Annotated in this window: 21 protein-coding genes; 2 read left to right on the forward strand and 19 right to left on the reverse strand. The window is 37.1% G+C overall.

The window, feature by feature from the left end; all coding sequences use genetic code 11:
* Window positions 1-23 precede the first annotated feature (23 nt).
* The 3 genes from AC4PID_RS00190 to AC4PID_RS00200 form a co-directional block, all read right to left on the reverse strand.
* Window positions 24-857, reverse strand: a complete 834-nt coding sequence (locus AC4PID_RS00190) for an alpha/beta fold hydrolase (RefSeq protein ID WP_492133564.1) — start codon at window positions 855-857, stop codon at window positions 24-26.
* Window positions 858-960: 103 nt separating this feature from the next.
* A complete protein-coding gene (locus AC4PID_RS00195; RefSeq protein ID WP_492133565.1) occupies window positions 961-1,308 on the reverse strand; it encodes a hypothetical protein in 348 nt (115 codons plus the stop codon).
* Window positions 1,309-1,371: 63 nt separating this feature from the next.
* Complete coding sequence (locus AC4PID_RS00200) at window positions 1,372-2,412, reverse strand: DmpA family aminopeptidase (RefSeq protein ID WP_492133566.1); 1,041 nt, start codon at window positions 2,410-2,412, stop codon at window positions 1,372-1,374.
* A 191-nt stretch (window positions 2,413-2,603) separates the two neighbouring features.
* Here AC4PID_RS00200 and AC4PID_RS00205 point away from each other — a divergent pair, with 191 nt between their 5' ends.
* Together AC4PID_RS00205 and AC4PID_RS00210 are read left to right on the forward strand one after the other, a co-directional pair.
* Complete coding sequence (locus tag AC4PID_RS00205; RefSeq protein ID WP_492133567.1) at window positions 2,604-4,193, forward strand: peptide ABC transporter substrate-binding protein; 1,590 nt, start codon at window positions 2,604-2,606, stop codon at window positions 4,191-4,193.
* 12 nt (window positions 4,194-4,205) lie between these two features.
* On the forward strand, window positions 4,206-6,038 hold the full coding sequence (locus AC4PID_RS00210; protein WP_492133568.1) for a hypothetical protein: 1,833 nt from the start codon (window positions 4,206-4,208) through the stop codon (window positions 6,036-6,038).
* On the opposite strand, the gene AC4PID_RS00215 is transcribed toward AC4PID_RS00210, so the two are convergent.
* From AC4PID_RS00215 to AC4PID_RS00290, 16 genes are all read right to left on the reverse strand, one after another.
* A complete protein-coding gene (locus AC4PID_RS00215) occupies window positions 6,033-6,494 on the reverse strand; it encodes a nucleoside-triphosphatase (RefSeq protein ID WP_492133569.1) in 462 nt (153 codons plus the stop codon). The two genes, AC4PID_RS00210 and AC4PID_RS00215, sit on opposite strands and share 6 nt — an antisense overlap.
* Window positions 6,491-7,273, reverse strand: coding sequence for an XdhC family protein (locus AC4PID_RS00220; protein ID WP_492133570.1), 783 nt, complete (start codon window positions 7,271-7,273; stop codon window positions 6,491-6,493). The genes AC4PID_RS00215 and AC4PID_RS00220 overlap by 4 nt, the downstream gene beginning before the upstream one ends.
* Window positions 7,274-7,846, reverse strand: a complete 573-nt coding sequence (locus AC4PID_RS00225; RefSeq protein WP_492133571.1) for a hypothetical protein — start codon at window positions 7,844-7,846, stop codon at window positions 7,274-7,276.
* Window positions 7,833-8,648, reverse strand: a complete 816-nt coding sequence (locus AC4PID_RS00230) for an FAD binding domain-containing protein (RefSeq protein ID WP_492133572.1) — start codon at window positions 8,646-8,648, stop codon at window positions 7,833-7,835. Before AC4PID_RS00230 ends, AC4PID_RS00225 begins: the two co-directional genes overlap by 14 nt.
* Window positions 8,626-9,111, reverse strand: a complete 486-nt coding sequence (locus tag AC4PID_RS00235) for a (2Fe-2S)-binding protein (RefSeq protein WP_492133573.1) — start codon at window positions 9,109-9,111, stop codon at window positions 8,626-8,628. The genes AC4PID_RS00230 and AC4PID_RS00235 overlap by 23 nt, the downstream gene beginning before the upstream one ends.
* A complete protein-coding gene (locus AC4PID_RS00240; protein ID WP_492133574.1) occupies window positions 9,108-11,168 on the reverse strand; it encodes a xanthine dehydrogenase family protein molybdopterin-binding subunit in 2,061 nt (686 codons plus the stop codon). The genes AC4PID_RS00235 and AC4PID_RS00240 overlap by 4 nt, the downstream gene beginning before the upstream one ends.
* Window positions 11,165-11,746, reverse strand: a complete 582-nt coding sequence (locus tag AC4PID_RS00245; protein ID WP_492133575.1) for a nucleotidyltransferase family protein — start codon at window positions 11,744-11,746, stop codon at window positions 11,165-11,167. Before AC4PID_RS00245 ends, AC4PID_RS00240 begins: the two co-directional genes overlap by 4 nt.
* 117 nt (window positions 11,747-11,863) lie before the next feature.
* Complete coding sequence (locus AC4PID_RS00250; protein WP_492133576.1) at window positions 11,864-12,127, reverse strand: hypothetical protein; 264 nt, start codon at window positions 12,125-12,127, stop codon at window positions 11,864-11,866.
* 100 nt (window positions 12,128-12,227) lie between these two features.
* Complete coding sequence (locus AC4PID_RS00255; RefSeq protein WP_492133577.1) at window positions 12,228-12,818, reverse strand: hypothetical protein; 591 nt, start codon at window positions 12,816-12,818, stop codon at window positions 12,228-12,230.
* Between the two features lie 86 nt (window positions 12,819-12,904).
* Complete coding sequence (yfcC, locus tag AC4PID_RS00260; RefSeq protein ID WP_492133578.1) at window positions 12,905-14,545, reverse strand: putative basic amino acid antiporter YfcC; 1,641 nt, start codon at window positions 14,543-14,545, stop codon at window positions 12,905-12,907.
* 161 nt (window positions 14,546-14,706) lie between these two features.
* Window positions 14,707-16,731: a sigma-54 interaction domain-containing protein gene (locus AC4PID_RS00265; protein WP_492133579.1), complete on the reverse strand. Its 2,025-nt coding sequence runs from the start codon at window positions 16,729-16,731 to the stop codon at window positions 14,707-14,709.
* A 94-nt stretch (window positions 16,732-16,825) separates the two neighbouring features.
* Window positions 16,826-17,998, reverse strand: coding sequence for a beta-aspartyl-peptidase (iadA, locus tag AC4PID_RS00270; protein ID WP_492133580.1), 1,173 nt, complete (start codon window positions 17,996-17,998; stop codon window positions 16,826-16,828).
* Window positions 17,991-19,556, reverse strand: coding sequence for a methyl-accepting chemotaxis protein (locus AC4PID_RS00275; protein WP_492133581.1), 1,566 nt, complete (start codon window positions 19,554-19,556; stop codon window positions 17,991-17,993). Before AC4PID_RS00275 ends, iadA begins: the two co-directional genes overlap by 8 nt.
* Before the next feature lie 7 nt (window positions 19,557-19,563).
* A complete protein-coding gene (locus tag AC4PID_RS00280; RefSeq protein WP_492133582.1) occupies window positions 19,564-20,976 on the reverse strand; it encodes a cyanophycinase in 1,413 nt (470 codons plus the stop codon).
* Window positions 20,977-21,102: 126 nt separating this feature from the next.
* Entirely contained in the window at window positions 21,103-21,534 is a 432-nt protein-coding gene (locus tag AC4PID_RS00285; RefSeq protein WP_492135402.1) for an inorganic diphosphatase, read from the reverse strand.
* 21 nt (window positions 21,535-21,555) lie between these two features.
* Window positions 21,556-21,831, reverse strand: a complete 276-nt coding sequence (locus AC4PID_RS00290; protein ID WP_492133583.1) for a glycine zipper domain-containing protein — start codon at window positions 21,829-21,831, stop codon at window positions 21,556-21,558.
* Window positions 21,832-21,833: the final 2 nt, after the last annotated feature.

Raw genomic sequence — 21,833 nt, forward strand, 5'->3', positions numbered from 1 at the left:
AACATCCTAATTTATACGCATCATTACTCCGTTTCAAAAATTGAAATCCAGTTATTCACAAAAGCATTAAAGAGCTCGGGTTGATCAATTTGCAACCCATGGCCTGCCACATCTATAGCAGCAAAGGTTGAACGCTTATATTTCAAACTAAGTTCGTACTGATCTTCATATCCTACAACAGAATCCTGCTTACCTGCCAATAACGTTACTGGTCCCTCGAAAAGAGTTGCATCTCGATCAACATCATAGCTGGCTTCATAGCCTTCACTTTGGTATTTTTCCAAGTATTCATGATCCGCAATTTCAACAGCATCTAGTATTTCAGCTTTTTCTCTCACATAGTTTTCAGCACTTATAACGACATTATTCGCCATCATAGCCTCTTGTTCTTCTTTACTGAGGGATTCTAAAAATGAAGTCTCAATTTTGAGTACCTGATGCATCGGTAAACGTCTTAAGTGACTGAGTGGTTTTACTACCGGTACGAAAAGAAACATACCTAGCACTTGGTCTTTTAACTGATCCAAAACGCCTCTAGCAAGATAACCACCATAAGACATGCCCATAAGTAAAAACTTGCTATCGCCTATCAGCGACTTAATGTGCCAAACGATAGCTTCGATCATTTCATCCGCATGGTTTACCCTCTCTGATCGCTTTGTAAGCCCCATACCAGGTAAGTCAATATAGATTCTCTTAAACTTTTTTTCTACCAGCAAATGCTCTATGCTACCCTTCATAACCCGATGATCGAGAACAAATCCGTGCAGCATAACCACTGGGATGCCACTCCCATACACCTGTGTATGAAACGCTATTTCTTCGTATTTTGATAACTTATTTTCGTTATTGTTCATGAACTTCACCACCTCATTCTATTATAAACCTAGAACATTACAAACCGCTTACATATGAAAAATTCTAATTCAATTTTAATCTATGCCAATATAACTAGAACTGTTACATTTGTATTTCATCATAAGCTTTTTTAATCTTCCAAAATGTCAATGCATAAGGGACGTCTACACCTAAAAAAGCAATGGTCCAAATCCCCAAGAAAACACCTCTGCTATTTGGAACAAAAATGATGAAGAATAAAATCGCTAAGTTCAAAATACCAAGCATAATTAAATTAAACTTCGTATTAATCGGTGTTGAAAGCCTCTTTGCGCCTGCCTTTTTCACAGTGTCATAGCAAGTCTTATGGTATTTGGCAAAATATAAAAGTCCTGATTTGCAAACGATTAAATCGGCTTTATTATCGATTTGCTTTTCACAATGTTCGCATGTTAATTCCTTATGATGCATGTTTACCTCCAGTTTTCTAGTTGTATTTATTATATTCGAGTAGTGGCTTTGCCCATTCCTTGGTTAGAGGAATGACTTTAGACTCTGTACGACTCTGCCGTCTCTTCCAATAGTGGTTTCAGCATATCTCATAGAATTGATGATCGCTTCTTCAGTTGCTTCTATGGTTGCTTGAAAAACAGAATCAATTTTTGTTTCATGTAAAATTTGTGTTTGAGTGATTGCAGTCTCTGAGCTATGGAAAATACGGTGTGCTGTCGTAAAGCCAAAAAACACATCGCCACTTCCATTTCCAAAGTGAGCACCTGTTCTAGCCATTCCAGCTGATACGCGTTTTAAAACACGCTTTAACTGTCGATCACTTAGTGGTATGTCCGTTGCAACCACTGCAATCATAGAACCTTGTTCCGGCCGTTCTGATTGTTTTTGAATAGCGCTGCCCGTTTTCATCCCATCGATAGAAAAAGTGGCTAAAGAACCAAAATTCGATAACACGAGAACCCCTAAGGTGAATCGTTCTTGATCGAGTTCAACGATTCTAGAAGATGAGCCGATGCCTCCTTTTAGATTATAGGCAACCATCCCTGTACCTGCACCTACTGAGCCTTGTTCAAAAGAATCGTTTGCATGGTCAATCGCAACTTTTACATGCGCTTCTTCTATTGCCATTTTTCTAATCGAGTTGACATAGCCGTCGTTACACTCACCGACGACAGGATTTACAGAGCCTGCAGAAATACCAATATCGGGATTTTGTTCGAGCATATATTGGACGAGACCAGTAGCGACACGTCCCACACTAAGCGTATTGGTGAGTAAAATCGGTGTTTCTAGTGTTCCTAGTTCGTCAATTTGTACAAGTCCTATACTCTTTCCAAAGCCGTTCATAACATGCGTTGCAGCAACAACTTTTTCTTTAAATAAATTGCCCTCATGTGGCAAAATGGCTGTAATGCCTGTTTGAATATCGCCATCTTTATAAGTAAAATGTCCAACCTTTACACCAGGTACATCTGTAATCAAATTTCTATGACCTTTTTCAAGCTTGCCGATTTTAAGCGATTCAAGCTCGGTTAGCGTTGGAATATCAGGGTGTACTCTCATATTTTCCTCCATTTAGGATTAATCGGATTCTAATGATTTTAAGCTCTTATTCAATTATAATAAAAATAAGGCAAAACCACCAGTTTTCATATATAATAGTAAGTAGTTTTACGTCAAATCATTCTCAAATACACTCATTTTGGGGTCTATTTTACTATGATTCCTGAATAATCCAACATAAGAGGACTTATATGATTAAAAATATATGGGCAATATGTTTGATAATTGCAATGCTTTTTACAGGTTGCACGACTCAATTGGATACAGAAACGCCACAAGTGCTTAATTTTAATCTCGGTTCTGAACCGGGTACACTAGATCCACAGTTAAATAAAGATCTATATGGCGGAAGCGTGATCAACAACTTATACGAGGGGTTATTCAGATGCGTTGATGGCGTCATTACACCTGCAGTTGCTAAGTCATATACCATAAGTACCGACGGAATGACATATACTTTTGTTTTAAGAAAATCAAATTGGTCTGATGGCACAGAGTTAACGGCTTATGATTTTGAGTTTGCTTGGAAGCGCGCGTTAAATCCAAAGCTTGCTTCTGAATATGCCTACCAGCTTTACTATATTGATGGCGGTGAAGCGTTTCATAAAGGACTTGGTTCAATCGATGCAGTCGGTGTGAAGGCAATTGATGCAAACACCTTGGAGGTGCGTCTTAATAGACCAACCCCTTTCTTCCTAGAGCTTTTAACGACATTTACTTATATGCCTACAAAAAAAGAAATCGTAGAAAACAACTACGATGGCACTTGGTCATTGAATCCAGAAACCTCTGTTACCAATGGCCCATTTAAGCTTGAAGCCTTTACATCTGGTAGCCTTATAAAACTGGTTAAAAATCCAGAGTACTATAATATGAGTAAAGTTTCACTAGATGTGATTAACATCTATATGATCAATGAAGCGACAACAACATTGACCGCTTTTGAATCAGGACAGATGGATATCATTGACTCAGTACCAAATGTTGAAGTTCCTAGATTGCTAAACGAATCCAATCAATTAAAAATCAACCCAATGATTGCAACTGCCTTTTATGCATTTAATGTAACGAAAGTCCCACTCGATAACCTAAATGTCAGAAAGTCACTGATTCTATCAATCGATCGAAAGCTTTTAGTTGAAGAAGTAACTAAAGCTGGTGAACTTCCAGCAAACGGATTTATGCCACCTGGTCTTTTAGATGCAAATGGTAAGGACTTTAATACGGTTGCAGGTGATTATGGGTTGGGTTACAACCCTGATATGGCAAGACAGTTATTATCAGATGCAGGTTATTTAAATGGTAAAGACTTTCCTGTCATTGAACTTTTCTATAACGCTTCTGAATCCAATAATTTGATTGCTGCAACCCTTCAAGAAATGTGGAAAAACGAACTGGGTATTACCGTTAAACTTGTGAGCCAAGAGTTTGCTGTGTTCCAGACCACTAAGGCTGAAAGACAGTATCAAATCGCTAGAGGCAGTTGGTTTGGGGATTACTCTGATCCACTTGCGATGCTTGAAATTTGGACTTCAGATAATCCGATAAATTCAACAGGTTGGTCCAATGATAAATATGACGCACTCATCATGAGTGCAAAATCGAAAAATGACGCTTCAAGGTACAATGACTTGTATCAAGCAGAATCGATCTTAATGAGTGAAGCCCCTATTCTTCCTCTTTACTATTATACCGACCTATATATGGTTTCTGATGCCTTTGTAGGATATGAAAAAACCAATACGGGATTATGGTACTTTGGAAACACTAAAAAATTATAAATGGAGTCAACCATGCATACAAATCTATCAGTTATATTGAAAGCACTGAGCAATGGCATCCTTGATCCTTATGTTTTTCCCAACACAGAGTATTCTGGCATTAACCAAATGTCCTTTTTTACAGCTGTATTCCCACTTTATTTTTTAAACTCAGAAGAAAATAAAGCGATGCTTCAAGTCACAAAAAACAACTCAAGTCGATTGTCGAATCTTTTTACAAGACAAACGGATCCAAAACGTAGAGAATCCAAATTCAGAGAGCGATTTTTAGAAGCTTTTGATAAATATTTTTTTGAAGAAATGCTCTTATCCTGTAAATTTATACTAAGAAATTATAACTCTGATAAGTTTGAAAACTGGATTGAGGATCTATTAACGCTCGATACCGCTTTAAAAGAAGAAGAGAATATGTTCTTTTATCGCCAACTCTCAAATACTTATAAAAAATCACCAGAATATGCGCTTGCCCTCCTAATCTTATGGGCTTTTCATATTGGTGATTTCAAAGATATGATACACGTGATTGAGGATTTATCTCTTAGTAGCTCGAGTACGGTCATTACCCGAAGTGAGGATAATAAGGCTCTTGATAAGTTAATAGAGGACTATCACCTCAATCCAATGGATGTCTATGATTTTATTGATATTGCATATAAATACGGAATTTCAGGCTATTTAGGTGCCATTGCTATCAAAACATATGTCGATTCGCACACGCACAATAATCCATTAATCTCTTCAGAGCTTGCAGATATGTATTTCTATGGCAACAACTTCTTGGAACTTCAGAAGGATAAAGCCATGAATCTCTATACCATAAACGCAAATTCCGGATACGGTCCGGCGATGTGGTCAATAGGACAGATTAGCTCAAATGAACGCTTTGACATCAATCAAACACCAGTCAAATTTTCCATGCACTACTACGAACGCGCAATTGATCAAAATCATGCGTTGTCTTATAACAACATCGGGAAATGGTGGATTTATGCGCTTCATTATCACGTCTATAAGAGTGTTGGCGTACCCGGCTATCAAAATATCTACGTCAATCAAGGCAGACAAGCGGTTTCTGATATTTATAACATTATGATCTCAAGGGTTGATTTCAACTCATTTCTTGATCATTATGGCTTTACAAAAACCGTCGATTTTCAAAGTTTATCTCCTGAGGAGATCGAAGCGCTATTAACGCGTTTGGAGGATGCAGAAAATTATATCGTCGATCATTTTATCATGCAAGCCTATATCAAACAGAGGTACTTTTTCTCACTTGGAAGCTGTGTCACACTTTACGAGAATCAATTGAACAGAAGAAAGAGCTTCACAGAGAAGTACGGTCTTAAGCCCTGTAAAGATAAAGAAAACGCATCGTGGGAGAAATATGTCTACCATGTCAGTGAGTACTCTAAGTATCAGATTTCCTCAGCACAACTCATTTATGCTAAGTATTTAATGCAAGTCAACGCTGAACCTCAAGATATCTATGAGTATTTGTATAAAGCTGCTTACGAGCTCCCTGGTAATGAACTCAATCATGAAGCCATGCTTGAATTCTTAATCTACCATGTCGATCCTAGAGTTGTATACAAAAAGAATCAAATCAACTTTGATAAGAGCTTGATGGCGACCCTTGAAGGCTACAGACCGAACTATCAATCCAAAACCTATCATGCATTAAATGCGGTCAAGCTCATGCTCAGTCACCTTAAAGCATCTGCCCTCGTCTATGATGCATATGAGTTTATAATTGATTGTTTAAATGCTGAGGCACTTGCACATCCAGAAGAAAAAGCGCTTTACGAATCGGTAATTGATCAGTTTATAAGGCAGTTTAAGCTATAAATCCATATCGATTATTTCGCACACTTCTAAAGCCTTAAACTTCTTAATAAAAGACTCAAGTAAAGATTTTCTAATGACAAAGACGAACTTCAAATTTGTGTTTAGGATCAAATTTATTGCATTATAAAACACATCTTCAGCCAACTCAGCTTGGCCAAGTTCATCTATTATGATCGTTTTATTTTCAGATATAGCACGGATAATGGCTTCAACCGCAAGGTTGAAGCCTTCTTCTTGTAACCAAAACGCACCGATTTTTTTATAGCCACTCTCACCATAGATAAGAAAAGGTTTGACGATACCACTCTCTATATCTAATACCTCATAGCCCTGAAAAACGCTTTCAGTAAATCTTTTGGGCGTAACGATCCCCCCTACATTTGAAAGTGTTTTAAGCATTTCTATCGCTTTTTGTGTCTTCCCCGAATTTCGACTACCTGTAATTATATAGTTCATTTTGACAAATCCTTTATCTCATTAATTCCGTTTCTATATGCAATCAGTTGTGCCGCAATTGATATGGCAATTTCTTCTGTCGTCGAAGCGCCTATTCCTATACCGATTGGACTGAAAACATTACTTAGTTCGATCCCAACTTCTTTGAGTAGCTTGATCTTTATGCTATCAATTTTTTTAGTTGAAGCGAGCATCCCTAAATACATAGGCTGGCTTACTTTTTCAAGTAGCGCTTTCAATATCTCATAATCGGTATGATGTGAGTTCGTGCTAATTACGATATAGCTTTCGGCATCTATCGTTTCAATAGCTTCCTGAACGTTATCAAAATACTGATCATGCTCATATTCTGGTACTATCTCAGGATCACAGACAATAATATAAAATCCTGTATTTGCCATAATTTTCAAAAGCGCCTTTCCAACGTTTCCAATACCAAAAACATACAATCTAGGCAGTGGCGCAATATACTCATAAAATACTGACACTTTGCCTCCACAAAGCATAGGCACGTGAAAACCAACGCTTTCCGTAACATCCATATCTAAAATATAGTCTACAAAATCGTGTTTTTTCTCCATTAAAAGCTGCTCACACTTACTGATGACTACTTTTTCAAGTGCGCCACCACCGATCGTGCCATATTTTTTCCCCTCACTGTCAATAATCATTCTTGAAGCAATTGGTATAGGACCTTCACCGTCTTTTTTAACCACACAGGCAATCACAAGTGATTTTTTTTGATTTACGAGGTTCTCGACAGTATCTAGAATTCGCACCTATATCACCACCGTAACTATTATTGCTAGAATAGCCATTGATAATGCTTTAAACGCTGTTATTTTAAGCCTTAATATTGGTGAATACTTAAATATCACTGTGATCATCAGCGCATTAATTAAACCATCCAAGAAAATAAATTTAATCGTTTCTACGGTTGATTTAAATAGTCGTATCTCGTATCCTAGCACACTTAACATTAACAAATAGGATACGAACAGCAATCGCCACCCATATGAAGCAAATATTGCATTTTTAAACTCTGTCTCTTTAAGAAGCAACATTACAAATGCACCTTCAAATAAGATCATAACTGCTGGATTAATCACAACCAACCAATTGCTTACAAAGAATAAGTCTAACAGCTTAATAAAACTCGCCAAAGCTGCCACCTTTAGAACCTCACTGTTTTTGCCACTTTGTTTTGAGGCAGCCACCATCAAATATGCGCCAATTGGAAATAATACTAAGCCAGCAATCGATGGTACACCTAGATGTATCAGATAACCCAATGATGCTTCTATCAGCCCCCAAAGTCCACCATAAAAAATCCAAACACTATTCTTTTTCATAATAGTCACCTAGCCAATCTTCAAGCAAATTCATGGCTACCCTTTCTTTATATGCTTTCGTAGAGCGCTGATCGTCAGCGGAATTAAGCAACAATTTAAAATCAGATAAAACCGTTTCAATAGGGTCTCTATGAAAAATTTTCCTCTCAAGGTCTTCTGATCGTATCACCGTATCGTTAACAGCGCCTATGGCAACGCGCGCCTCCGAACTAAGTTTTAAAGCAATAAATGAAATTTTAGATAGAATGCTTGCCTTTCTTTGACCTATTTTTTTATAAAAATAAGCATTTACATCGACTTTAGGAACGATAATTTGCTTAATCAACTCATTGGTATGAATCGCTGTATGGTATTTCGAGAGTTCAAAGTCAGCGATTCCCATCAGTCGTTTCCCCCCTACACTTTCAAGTTCAACTTTCGCATTGAGGATGTACATAAGCGGTAATAGATCCGCAACGCTTGCAGCATTGCAAATATTCCCCGCTATAGTCGCAGTATTTCGAATAGAAACCGTTGCCATCTGACCAAGTACTTCTTTAAAATATTGGGGCAAAGAATGATAGTTGAGGAGCTCTTGCTGTGTAACAGCTGCACCTATATAATAGTTTTCTGAATCCTCCTTGATGGCTTTCAATTCTTTAAGATGGCTGATAAAGACAATATCTACATTGAAATTCCGAGTACTATCCTGCCAGCTTCTCCCCCTAATCATGAGGTCAGTGCCACCTCCAATAGGCTTACAAGAATGAGAATCCATAATTTCAAGTGCCTCTAGAACATTAGTTGGATAAAATGATTTCATCAATGATCACACCTTCCAATTTTTGCACCGCATCAAAAATCATTTGATACCCTGTGCATCTACATAAGTTTCCAGACAGACCTATTCTAACGTTTTCATAACTTAGTTCAACTTTTGAAAGAAGTAACCCAGCGGTTGCGATTACCATTCCAGGTGTACAAAAGCCACACTGTACTGCGCCAGCTTCAACGAAGGCTTTCTCTATCATTTGATATGCTACTGTTTGAGAAAAGGATTCAATCGTTATAATTTTCTTACCGACAGCATTGCCAATCGGGGTTAAACATGAATTGACAACTTTATCGCCTAAAAATACAAGGCATGAACCACATTCACCTTCTTGACAGCCTTCTTTCGTTCCAGTCAGCCCACGATCAACTCTGATCACATCAATTAAACGACGTGTTAAATCTAGTGGCGCTTCATAAATTTGATTATTCAACTCGTAAAATAAAGTCTTCATCGCATCACCTGCTCTATCAATTCAGGTATTAGTGGCAGCTGATTGGTGTGGATGTTAAGTGCATTTTCCACTGCCCCTGCAATAGCAGGTGCAACGCCTATAATACTCAGTTCACCTACAGATTTCGCTCCGAAAGGTCCAAATTCAAATCGATTTTCAATAATGCTCGTGTGAATTTTAGGCATATCCATTGTCGTAGGTATAGGATAACTAGAAAATGAAATTTGATTGATTTTACCTTTAGTAGAAGTCATATTTTCCATCAGTGTATAGCCTAAGCCTTGAGCGATACCACCTTGTATTTGCCCAAGAAGCAACTTCTCATCAATTGGCATACCAACGTCATAACTGCCCCAAATATCCGTACAGGTTACCTCATACGTTAATGGATCTACTTCAACTCGCGCCAATAAGGCCGACCACGAAAACGCCATATAGGCGTTCCCCTTACTCGATTTACTATCCCATATGAGTTTTTCTGGCGGTGAAAAAGTTAGTTCAACATGATTCAAATTCTCACTTTGCATTTTTATAGCAGCTTTATATAATAATTCACCAACGATCATAACCGTTCTCGATGCTACAGTTGGCCCTGAATCAGGAACGAGAAATGTATCAGGAACGATGTATTTCACTTTATCAAAGTCAATGTTTAGTGCACTTGCAACAATCTTGCACAATGCGGTTTGAGTACCTTGCCCCATTTCGACGTTTGAAACTAGAATCCTAATAATCCCCTCAGTATCCTTATCCAACCTGACTTTTGCTTTTATGAGTTTGGATTCACCATTGCCTGTAAAACCGCCACCATGGGTGACGATTGAAACCCCATAGCCTACATTTTTTAATGGGTTTTTTATCTTTTTCTCATAATCGGAGTTTATTATAAGCGTGTCTAGCAATTCCTTTAAGCACAATTTTTCTAAGAAAACACCTGATGTCGCAGATGTGTCACCATCCTTAAGAAGATGACGTATTCGAAATGCAATAGGGTCTTCATTGTACTTACGTGCGAGATGTGTCATATGCATTTCAAGCGCATAGGATACTTGTGGTCCTCCAAAACCTCTGAAAGCACCGGTAAACACATTGTTTGTTTTAACGGTCTTACCATGAACTTTAAGATGCTCGATTTTATAGCATCCAGATACCGTAAAGACTGCTCTTTGAAGTACAATGTCGGATAACCCCAAATAAGGACCCGCGTCTAATGTAATATCCGCATCTAGTCCGATAATTTGCTTTCCTTTTAGGTAAGTTTTTAACCGTATGATGGAAGGATGTCTTTTGGATGTGTATGCAATATCCTCTCTCCGATCTAATATTAACTTAATCGGTACCTTTAACTTTAAGCATGCAATAGCGATCTGACAGGCTAACAACGAAGGATAATCTTCTTTACCACCAAATCCTCCACCTGTAACCGCATGAATGACTCTTACTTGATCTGCTTTTAGTCCAGTTGCATGCGTTACCGCTTCAACCAAATAATACGGACATTGCATAGACCCCGTTATGGTTAATATGGAATCTACCATATAAGCCAACAGGCCTTGCTTCTCCATATAGAGTTGTTCTTGATAGCCGGTTTCAAAGAATTCTTCAAACACTTCATCATAGCTGATTTGACTCAGATCGCCCTTCTCAAAATTCCAATCCGTGAAAGTTTCGGAACCATCAATGTAGTTATAAACGCCTTGTTCTTCTTCATAAATGACTTGGATTTGCTTCATATAACTATTAATCAAGTCCTTGTCAGCCCCAATAATTAATGCAATCGGTTCTCCTAAGTAATTAATCTGATCTTGTGCAAAAATTGGCATATCATTTTTAATAATGATCACTTCATTAAACCGTGGTACATCTCGCGAATCTACCACATATAAACCTTTAGGTACTTCTGGGTAATTAATTGATACAATCTTTCCCTTTGAAATAGTGCTTCTCAACGTCTTCGCATAGTGCAAATTTTCAATGCTTATGTCATCTACATATTTTGCTCTTCCAGCAATTTTTTCTACAGCGTCTAATCGATGTACATTATCTGAAATTTTCAAATGATCACCTCATTTCGATACTGTTCAAAGTCTGTAAAAGTGTCAAAATCCATAAGTATACGTTTATCATCTACAGGAACATATGTTATCTCATAGTGTTTGATTAATGCTCTCAACGTTTCTACTTTTAAACACAGCTCTCCCTTTACTACTGCCTTTTCAAGAAGGATTGGATGTCCAGAGTGATTTTGAAAACTAGGAATTCTAACCGGTCCACTCTTTTCTAGTATCCGCTGAATGGTATCTTTTTTTACGAAAGGTATATCTCCCGGCAAAACCAATACTTGTGTGCCATCTATGTACTTAAAGCCTTCTAGAACTGAGGAATACATCCCCGAACGATATGAAGAATTAATAATAAATCTTACTTGATCACTTAATCTACTATGATTAGAGCTAAGAGCATTTGTGATACGGTTTGCATCATGACCTAATATCACAAAGACGTCCTCGCAAAAAGGCAAAAGGCATTCAATGCTCCACTCGAGCATATACTTACCTTCTATCTCAAATAGCATTTTATTCAAGCCCATTCGACTTGAAAACCCTGCTGCAAGTACAATGCCCTGTGTTTTCATCACAACGCCCCCTCTATATGCCTTAATTTACCCTTTCTACTTTTAAACACACAAAAAAGGTGCTGATTTTCAGCACCTTTTTTATATGGATTTTATTATGGAATGTCAAAGATAGTCTTAGTTTCTTTCGAGCTGTAATACCATCAACCTCTCAAGCTGTAGTGTTTCTGAAGCTTCAGGTGATTTTCTCTTTGCTCTGTTAAGAAAGAATTTTGCGCGACTCAAGTTATCATCTTCTAAGCTAATTAGTACGTGTCTAACCAAGCTAGAATACTCTTCACCAGTAATCATCAACACAAAATGGTTCTTAACAAATCCGATCAATTCCCCAATATTCGATTTAAACTGCCAAGTTTGGTTAGTTTGTTGAGATTCGATCATATTACCCCTCCTAAGAATTACGTTAACCTATCATCCATATCATAGTCTATATCCGTTCTTAGAATCAATGCCAACCTCTCTTAGAATGGTTCAATTTTAGTTATGAAACTGCGTTTTTTTGCATATTTCTCTCTATCATAACGCCTGTAAGTGTATTAACTGGGCAGATTGCACACCAACTTCTCGGTCGGTACATTATACCAAGGATTAATCCAACGATTATAGAAGAGAACATTATCGAAAAGACCCTATAGCTCAAATGTATAACGGCAGTTGGAAGCGTAAGTTGGATGAGCTGTGGCAGCTCAAACGGCATTTTAAATAGCATTAGAAAACGTACATAATCCATAGGTGGCGCATTTAAAACTGCAACAGCCAGCGTCGAGTAACTGATCATTACCAGATTGATACAAAAGAAGTTGAGGATAAACCGCTTGGTTTTATCAGAGTATAATCCTTCTGGTGGCTTTAATCCAAATGAGATCCTCTTAAGTAGCTTTGAGAATAAACTCGCCCTTGGGCAGTACTTCTTACACCATACCTTCTCTCTATATCGGTACGCTAAGTAAAAAGGTGTCAATGCACACACAAATCCCAATAACCCCAGTGCGATATTTATTAGACTTAGTACAAAAAATGCAATGGTTCCGATGAACAATACATCTTGCCACATCACCTTATTTTTCAACATAAAAACCTCCCTCTAAGGGCATAGTCTAACAAACCCATTAGAGAGAGGTCAAGTGATTGAATCACCCAGTACTTAGATTAATCTTTCTATGCAAGACCAATTATAACCGCTGCAATGACAAAGATTGAACCAAATCCGAACAATAACAATTGGAATTTCCATTGGAACTTAAACCACTTGTTCCAATCAAGTCTTGCAACACCAAGTACGCCCATAAGACAACCAGAAGTAGGTACGATTAAGTTAGTAAAGCCATCGCCAAGCTGGAATGCCAAAACTGCGACTTGCTTTGTTACACCAAGAAGTTCTGACAATGGTGCCATTAAAGGCATAGTAAGGGCTGCTTGTCCTGAACCTGATACAACAAAGAAGTTAAATACTGACTGCATAACATACATTAACCAACCTGTGATCATTGCTGGTAACCCTCCTAAGGTTCCTGCCATGCCATTTAAGATTGTGTTTAGGACCGATTCTGAGTTAGCTGAGCTATGTCCAAGTACTAAAACGATACCTTGTGCCATACCAACAACAAGTGCAGCACCTACAAGATCTTTAGCGCCATCTTTAAACGATTCTGCGATTGAATTGACTGTCATTTGGTTGAGTTTGAAAATGACACCAATGATCCCTGAAACAAGACCCATTGTAAAGAATACAGTAGCGATTTCTGGGATATAGTAACCATGCTTTTGAACCCCCCAAATTGTCCAAACGATTCCTAAGAGGATTGTCAATAATACTAGTACGTGACCCAATTTCATCTTATGATCATCTAACGATTTATTTGAGAACTCTTCACGATAAGCTGTGTCCGACTCATAAGCAACAGATAATTTTGGATCTTTTTTAATTTTCTTGCCATAAATCATTGTAATAGCAATACCAATTATGGTAAATACAACCCACATGAATACTCTAAAGCCAGAACCTGAGCCTACTTGAATCCCTGCAATCCCCTGAGCGATCGCAACTGAGAAAGGATTCATCCAAGAAGTAGCAAATCCTATTTGAGTTGCACCATAGGTAATGAGTATACCGACAATTGCATCATAACCTAATGAAATCATCAGAGGAACAACAATCATAGCAAATGGGATCGCTTCTTCACCCATTCCAAAAATGGCACCACCTGCTGAAAAAGCAACAAATAGCGCTGGAATTAAAATCATATCTGCTTGCTTATATTTAGAGATAATATTAATAATGCCCGCATCTACTGCGCCAGTTTTAATGATGATACCAAATGCACCACCAACAACCAGAATAAATGCAACGACACCAACTGCCGACCCCCATTTATCTCCACTTACAAGACCTTCAAACATGTAATTCAAGAAGCCCACATCGCCCCATTTTTCAAATAGCTTGATAGATTTGGTTTCGCCAGTATTGACAAAGCTTGCATACTGCTGAACAACTTTTCCACCATCAAGCTCAAGTGCTGCTGCTTTAGATTTCTTAATGCTGCCAATTTCTTCTTCTCCAATGAACACATAAGTTCGTCCTGAATCTGTAGCATCAACCGTGTAAGTCACGCCATTTAAATCAATGTCTTTAACTTCACCATCTAAAACTATTGCAACTTGCTGATCCTGTGCATCGCTTACAACATATTCCACATTGAAAAATCCAGTTGGAATAACGTAGGTTGCGATGGCCGCTAATAAAACAATAAAGAAAATAATGACATACGTGTCTGGCATTCGCCATTGTTTGTTCGACATAGTAATCCCCCTTTAAAAGATAGTCACAAACAATATACGCAATATTGATGCCAACATTTTCAATACATTTTTAGCCTATTTCAACTAAAATTAGCAACCATTAGGCATATTGAGGTTGTTCGCATTCACCTTAATTTACAGTCGTTCACCTCATTCCACCTTTATCCCCTTGATATAATAACGTCTTTTGCATTTTGTGTCAGCTTAATACCATGTCTTCCTTTGGATAAAGTAATCATTCCATGATTAGATAACTGTATTAATATCCTTCTAACTTGGTTTTCTGTTCTTTTATATGGACTTGTTTGACTGATGTGAGCTAAAACTGTTCTAGAAATGGAAACGTCATCATTTAACATTCGATCAATTAACTTCAAAAAGTAGGCTTCCTCATCAGATAGAATATCTACAAATAATCTAGAACTAAATTCTTGTGTTTCATAAGATACGGTGTTCGTATCACCAAAAATCTCATCTGGAACATCTTCAATGGTTAAATAGTTGCTATCTCTCACTGCAAGCATATAACTTACTGTATTTTTAAGCTCTCTAATGTTTCCGGGCCAATCATAACTATATAGAGCTTTCATTAAACCATCGTCTAGTTCAATCGGAGTAGTGGACATTACGTTTACTAGATGATTAACAATTAGCGGAATGTCTTCTCTCCTTTGATTCAGAGGTGGAAGGTGTAAAGTTCCCATTTTAAGTCTAAAATATAAGTCCTCTCGAAACGTCTTCTCTTCAACCATCTTTTTTAAGTTTTTATTTGTTGCTGCTATCACTCTAACGTCAATCGGTTTAATTTCCGCACTTCCAAGAGGCATGATTTCTCTCTCTTCAAGCACTCTCAGCAATCTGGATTGCACCTTTAATGAAATATCTCCAATCTCATCTAAAAATATCGTACCTCCATTCGCTTCTTCAAAGAGACCCAGTTTTCCCCCTTTTTTCGCCCCTGTAAAAGCACCTTCGACGTAGCCAAAAAGTTCACTTTCAATCAACTCATCGGATAATGCACTAAAATTAACTGCTAGGAATGGAGCATTTGCTCGAGAGGATAAATTGTGAATTGCACTTGCTAGCAACTCCTTCCCAGTTCCGCTTTCTCCAGTAATTAAAAGATTCATCTCTGTTATAGCGAGCTTAGGCAATATACCTTTAAGCTTCTTAATCGCTATCGAACTCCCTACAATATCTTCAACTGAATATTTTGCAATATAACCTTTCTTAGTAATTTCGGTTTTGTTTAAATTATTGCTTGTCGCTTTAAGAGTGATCCCAGTTAGGTGGTCATTAGAAAGCAGGAACTTTGAAACTGAATAGGTATTGGCATCCAATGTAAGTTCAATCTCTTCAAAATCATTTTTATCTTGTATAAAAGCCTGTAATTTTCTATTGTGAACTACTTTCTCTATAGTTTTACCTTCAAAGGAATGCGAACCCAGTCTCAAAACCTTTCTCATGTAATCGTTTATAAAGACAAGTTTATTTTCTGAATTAACCATTAGTAAACCAGCATTTAAGCTCTCAATAACATGACTTAGGTTTGCATTAAGTCTAGAAATTTCCGCTTTAGAGTTGGATAGGTTTCTTGCAATATTAATTATTTTTTCATGATACATCTTTGAAAAAGGCACCGATGATTCCTCAAGTAGATTTAAAGCGGTTAAAATTCTCGCTATTGTCTTAAAATCGAATACTCTAGAGCCAATATCAATCGTTCGCTTAATATGATTCGGGACTAAGCTCAATTCCCCTGGTGTTATAGCTGTTTCATATTCACTTATGTCTATCTCAAGCCCAGGATAGTAGATCTCTAAGGACATTTGATTTAACCCCAATGCGTTTAAGGCAAGTTCGACTTCCTTTGCACTTTTTTCAACATCGTTAACCAATAGAACCTTTTCTCCACTTGAGATATCAACAATTTCTTCAAGTGAATCATAATTAATCGTTCTATGCCCAATGATAATTTTGCCATTAGGTACCCCCTTAAAAGCTTTAACTTCATCAAATAAAGCTTGGCTAGAGTAAACAAATAATTCTTCGTTCGAAAATGCGTCAAACCCTTCATCTACCACATAGACATGTAAATCCACCTTATTATTAAGAAAAAAATGCAATTGCTTATAGAGCGAATCCGCTGTATCTCTTGAACCAGTAATTAAAGCAACTCTATACATCAACCATCCTCCTAGTTAAACCTCATTTTGGGTACATTTATGAAATGCAAAATGCTGTATAATTATTTCAATTATACAGCAAAATACACTTCGTTTATATTTCAAATGTGCCTTTTTTAACAATTTGCTTATCCTTCATCAACCATTGCCCCATTGCTAAAACAGAGTGGATTTCAAGTTGATGCTGATCTAAAATTAAAAGATCTGCATCAAGTTTCTCACTTATTGCTCCCTTACCAGTAAGCTTTAATAGTCTTGCTGGATTTATTGTGATGGGCATCAGTGCTTTGTCGATTGCAAGTTCATGTTCAAACACCAAATTCCTGAAAGTATCAAACAAGCTAGTTACGCGACCAACATCTAGTCCGACCAGTTTTCCTTCTTTGTCAAAGTTAGGCAAAGACCCTTGTCCATCAGATGAAAATGTAATCTGAGCTGCTTCTACACCTGCTTTGATACATTCGACGTATGCTTGTCCAGCTGGTACCTCTCCTTCTTCAATGAATTTCGGCACTGTTGATGTTGTAAAATCAATAAAGCCACCCTCTTTTGCATACGCAATCGCCTGTTGAAACAATGTACCATTGCGATTTGCATGTGTTGGTAAAAATTGCGTTTTTGGTAGTTCGGTTCTTTCTACCAGTTGAATCAGTTGTTGAAGCCCATTTTTTCCATCTCCAAGATGAAAATTCACTATGCCAGCTTTTCCGGATAAGATACCTCCGACTCTTGCATCTGAAGCAACTCTCGCAAGCTCGTCATGTGTTGGCGATGAGCTTCGATGATCTGATATAGCGACTTCCCCAACACCGATAACCTCAGGAATCATCATGATGTCCTTCTGAATACTCTCAGTCAATCCAGCAACAGGGACTCTATAAGAACCCGTATAGATAAAGGCTGTAATTCCCTCTTCAGACAAGCCTCTAGCCTTAGCGACTAACGAGGTCATCTGTCGTGTTATACCATCTGTTCCAATGCATCCGACAACGGTTGTAATCCCACCTTTAACCAGATCAGAAAACATGAGCTCAGGTGTCCTAGTTTTATAGCCACCTTCACCACCGCCACCAAGCAAATGAACATGATTGTCGATTAATCCAGGGAAAATCAACTTATCAGATGCGTCAATCACTTCTATGAAATCTGACGCTGTTAATTCAATACAATCAGCTATTTTAGCGATTCTACCATCTGCAATCAATATATCCTTTTTTCCAAAAGGTTCAGGTGCAAATAGTGTTCCATTTTTAATTAACTTAATCATTAGATCCTCCGATTTTTTCTTTTTTTATATACTGATTGAATTCATTCATTAGCTGTAGGCCTCTCTCTGTTTTTACAAAACCCAACCTTGTATCGGAGCCTTCCTTCTCAGTAACTTTGAACTGTTGTTTGAATATCATATCCCAAAGATTTAGATGATCCAATAAATAATCACCCACATCTTCGTTCGCAATTACGATATCGACGTTATCCTTTAACAATTGTTGAAAGAGGACCTCGTCTCTATTGCTATATTTCTTAGTGATTTTAATATTTTCATTAAAATCCTTAAAGTATGCATATCCTGTCACGCAACCTACATTATAAGCTTCTAATGCTTTTAAGTGATTTATAATGATGGACTTACTCTTAACACTGTAAAAGGCATACGTCGTATCATTTCGATAAGATTTACTAAAATGCAAATAAGTTGCCCTTTCCTTGTTATAACTTATTGTTGGTAGAACCGTTGAAATGCCCTCTCTAATCATTTCAATTGAAGTTCCCCAAGGCACTAACTTAAACTCTACTTGATGACCTTTAGATTCAAAAGCATTTTTAATTAGTTGGATGTCTGAACCTTTAAAAGATTGATTTTCATAAATAATATAGGGCTCATAGGGTGATGTTGCGACAATAATTTTCTCTTCGTTTGTTTGTTTTGTTTTAACCATTTCTAATCCAACAGATTCAATTTCATTGACCGCTTTAGATAGGACGCTTATCGCATCAAGTTCTTCTGAAATATAATTATTTATGGCACCTAATGAATTACCAATAAGGGTCGTATTACTGCTTAAATTCAAGCTCAAATTATCTACTTTGTCAATTTCTGTTAGGATCGAAGAATTAATGGTTGAGACATCTATCCCCATTTCACTTAGTTGATTAATAACCATTTTGATTTTAATGTTATCATCAAGTTTTAAGAGCATGCTTTTAGTACGTTGACTAATTTCATTAACTTTATTCATGGTTTCAACTTTAACTTGTGTTGACTGATGATATAAGGTTTCTAGATATTGAGTTAAAGCTTTTGTTATCTCACTCGTTTCTATCGATAACTTCCTTACTTCATCTGCAACAACTGAGAAGCCTCTGCCATAGGTACCTGCTCTTGCTGCTTCAATACTCGCATTAAGTGACAGCAAATCCGTCTGACGATTTACTTTTTTAATTCTTTCAACAAGTTCTTTAGATTTTACTGTAGACTTTTGAAATTCCTCTACCGTATTTAAGCTCTGCAACAACTCGTTATTTAGAGTTTCTAAGCTATTAATTTCGTAGGTAAATGAAAGATTGTTCTTATCAATAGTGTGCTTTGATGCTTCGAGCGCATCACGCAAATTGGTGAAAGCATGATCAAACGTCTCTCCCAAATGCGCGATTTTTACAAATGACTCAATCAATAAATTTGAAATTTGATTTTGATCATCTGAATGCAATTTTATTTGCTTAGCATATGATTCTATATCACCCAGGTCAAGCTTGAGTTTTTCTACATTAATGCCAAAAGTAGTAATAAAGCTTAATATTTTATCTGATAGGTCAATACTCATTTCACTCCTAATCAATCCTTAAAATTTGTCCAATTTGGATTAAGTTAGGATTGCTTAAATTATTATTTTTTATGATCTGTTCTATTGTGACATTATACTTTTCAGCTATTTTCCAAAGCACGTCACCGGATACTACTCTATGTGTTCTACCTACTGTTTCAGATAGTTTTTGTAGTGCTATCGGATGAATGTCTAAGACTATGTTTTCAAAAGAATATAAATCTGCCGCACCCGATTGTCCCCAATAGCCCTCTGATAACTCACCCATATTAAAATCAAATTCAAATCCAGAAAAATCTTCTCCTAGTAGATAGGTTGATATCTCATTTTTCGCTTCATTATCTACTAATTCAAAAGCGATCAAATTTTTCAAGCTGCTGTTTGGCGATAATGGACCACCCCATAGCGTTTGCTCTGTGTACATATATTCGTAACCAACCGTCGTATATTTATCTTCATCCATCATAGCAACTGAACTTGATAAATCGTATTGATCATTTCCTTCAATATAGGATACTAAAATATTCTCATAACCGTTTAAATTTGTCGCTTGGCTAACATCGACGATGACCACACCACCAGTACCTGCAACACTGATCATTTGCGTGTCCAAATCGACTACCATTGCTGTATTTTCTTCTACACCAAATGCTTTTGTCCATTTTGATTTATTATCAAAAGCGGTTACTACCAATCGACCTAGACGTGCTTTTCTGTCGAAATGCTGATCTACGATACCCAACTTAAAAAAGCCTAAGCCCTTTGTGGTAACCAATCCACCTTCGTTTTGATAATCCAATGTTGCTCTGTCAAAATCCTCAGTGTAACCATATTTTAATGCAGAATAGCTATCTCCCCCTGCAATCATCAAGTCACTCATGATCGCCGCACCTGCACTTGTACCTGCAATAACTGCTCCGTTATTCAATACCTTTCTTAATTCTGCTAGCGCAAGTGTATCTGTACCATCTTCATTAATTAGTGTATCCGTAATCCTAAGTTGATCACCGCCTAAAAACCAGATGCCAGTCAAATCCGATATCATAGCACTGATATTTGCATCATTTCCATTGTTTTTCCATTCAGACTCATCAACGCCTTCAGTTTTACTATCATCCACTATAGCGATCGGAATAATCACGACTTGAGAAGGGTCTAACCCTCTGCTAACCATATCTTGAATAAAAAGTTGACTGTATTTATTTGGGCTACCACTTGCAGCAGGAATGATCCCTATTTTTGCCTTATTAATGCCACCAGCCTTCTCTATAAACGTATCATACACATCATCTGTATCTGCTCTAAGCGCGCCTCCGACAATCATTAAAGAACCTTTTGAGATTGATGTACCATTTTCTGCATAAACCATTGATGTACTCATTAATAAAATTAGAAGCACGATTGCAATAATTTTTTTCATGAAATCCTCCCAAATAATTTTGATATAACTCTATATCGCAAGAATGATGCCATCTATTTTTTAACTTTAAGGTCAAAAAAATAAGAACAAGGTGGAATTGCACCCACCTTGTTCAACCTTGAAATTTCAAATCACCTTATTTGTTTCCAAAAAATTATCAATTACTGCCATTGCCTTGATTTCATCAAACCACCCCTCACCCTCATCAACATGAGGATAAAGTCTCATGAGTGCTTCTAGTGCTACAGGGGATAAATGTCTAATGGTTTCCACTTCATCACAGGTTCGCACTGCAATTAGCTTGTGATCCTGATCCTTTCTTATAAACACGCCAATCACTTTAATTTCTAATAAATCACCTAGCTCATATTCCTCTTCTGAAATCAAAATGACATCCAGATGTTCATCTGGTGGTGTTCCTGATTCAACCAGCCAGCCATAGGGATAAGGAAAGTTTCTAGCAAAAAACAAACTCATATCATCGGTTTCAATGAAGCGTTTAGAATCTGGGTCATACTTGACTCTATATTGATAGTTTTGTGTTTGTTCAATCATCATATGTAACACGACATCACCTCATTACTTATCTTTATTGCGCTTTTGTTGATTGCTGTCTAATGCCACTCCTATCGCAACCCCTATTGCTATACCTAAAGCCAGATTATCAAATATAATCCCATAAGCAACACCTAAAGCAATCCCTATACCAATAAAAGAGCCATTTTGATAGGCTTTCTTTTCCTTCGTATTATTGTTATCAGTTGCATTATTGTTTGTAGTTGTATTTTTTTCTGCATTTATATTTTCATTTGCAGCTGATTCTTCATTATTTTTATTGTCTTGTTCTAAACTCATTA

The sequence above is a fragment of the Fusibacter sp. QWL-12 genome, from assembly GCF_058683495.1.

Coding starts and splice junctions, on each gene's coding strand:
- AC4PID_RS00190 (WP_492133564.1), bottom strand. CDS start 857: ATGAACAATAACGAAAATAAGTTATCAAAATACGAAGAAATAGCGTTT.
- AC4PID_RS00195 (WP_492133565.1), bottom strand. CDS start 1,308: ATGCATCATAAGGAATTAACATGCGAACATTGTGAAAAGCAAATCGAT.
- AC4PID_RS00200 (WP_492133566.1), bottom strand. CDS start 2,412: ATGAGAGTACACCCTGATATTCCAACGCTAACCGAGCTTGAATCGCTT.
- AC4PID_RS00205 (WP_492133567.1), top strand. CDS start 2,604: ATGATTAAAAATATATGGGCAATATGTTTGATAATTGCAATGCTTTTT.
- AC4PID_RS00210 (WP_492133568.1), top strand. CDS start 4,206: ATGCATACAAATCTATCAGTTATATTGAAAGCACTGAGCAATGGCATC.
- AC4PID_RS00215 (WP_492133569.1), bottom strand. CDS start 6,494: ATGAACTATATAATTACAGGTAGTCGAAATTCGGGGAAGACACAAAAA.
- AC4PID_RS00225 (WP_492133571.1), bottom strand. CDS start 7,846: ATGAAAAAGAATAGTGTTTGGATTTTTTATGGTGGACTTTGGGGGCTG.
- AC4PID_RS00230 (WP_492133572.1), bottom strand. CDS start 8,648: ATGAAATCATTTTATCCAACTAATGTTCTAGAGGCACTTGAAATTATG.
- AC4PID_RS00235 (WP_492133573.1), bottom strand. CDS start 9,111: ATGAAGACTTTATTTTACGAGTTGAATAATCAAATTTATGAAGCGCCA.
- AC4PID_RS00245 (WP_492133575.1), bottom strand. CDS start 11,746: ATGAAAACACAGGGCATTGTACTTGCAGCAGGGTTTTCAAGTCGAATG.
- AC4PID_RS00250 (WP_492133576.1), bottom strand. CDS start 12,127: ATGATCGAATCTCAACAAACTAACCAAACTTGGCAGTTTAAATCGAAT.
- AC4PID_RS00255 (WP_492133577.1), bottom strand. CDS start 12,818: ATGTTGAAAAATAAGGTGATGTGGCAAGATGTATTGTTCATCGGAACC.
- yfcC (WP_492133578.1), bottom strand. CDS start 14,545: ATGTCGAACAAACAATGGCGAATGCCAGACACGTATGTCATTATTTTC.
- AC4PID_RS00265 (WP_492133579.1), bottom strand. CDS start 16,731: ATGTATAGAGTTGCTTTAATTACTGGTTCAAGAGATACAGCGGATTCG.
- iadA (WP_492133580.1), bottom strand. CDS start 17,998: ATGATTAAGTTAATTAAAAATGGAACACTATTTGCACCTGAACCTTTT.
- AC4PID_RS00275 (WP_492133581.1), bottom strand. CDS start 19,556: ATGAGTATTGACCTATCAGATAAAATATTAAGCTTTATTACTACTTTT.
- AC4PID_RS00280 (WP_492133582.1), bottom strand. CDS start 20,976: ATGAAAAAAATTATTGCAATCGTGCTTCTAATTTTATTAATGAGTACA.
- AC4PID_RS00285 (WP_492135402.1), bottom strand. CDS start 21,534: ATGATGATTGAACAAACACAAAACTATCAATATAGAGTCAAGTATGAC.
- AC4PID_RS00290 (WP_492133583.1), bottom strand. CDS start 21,831: ATGAGTTTAGAACAAGACAATAAAAATAATGAAGAATCAGCTGCAAAT.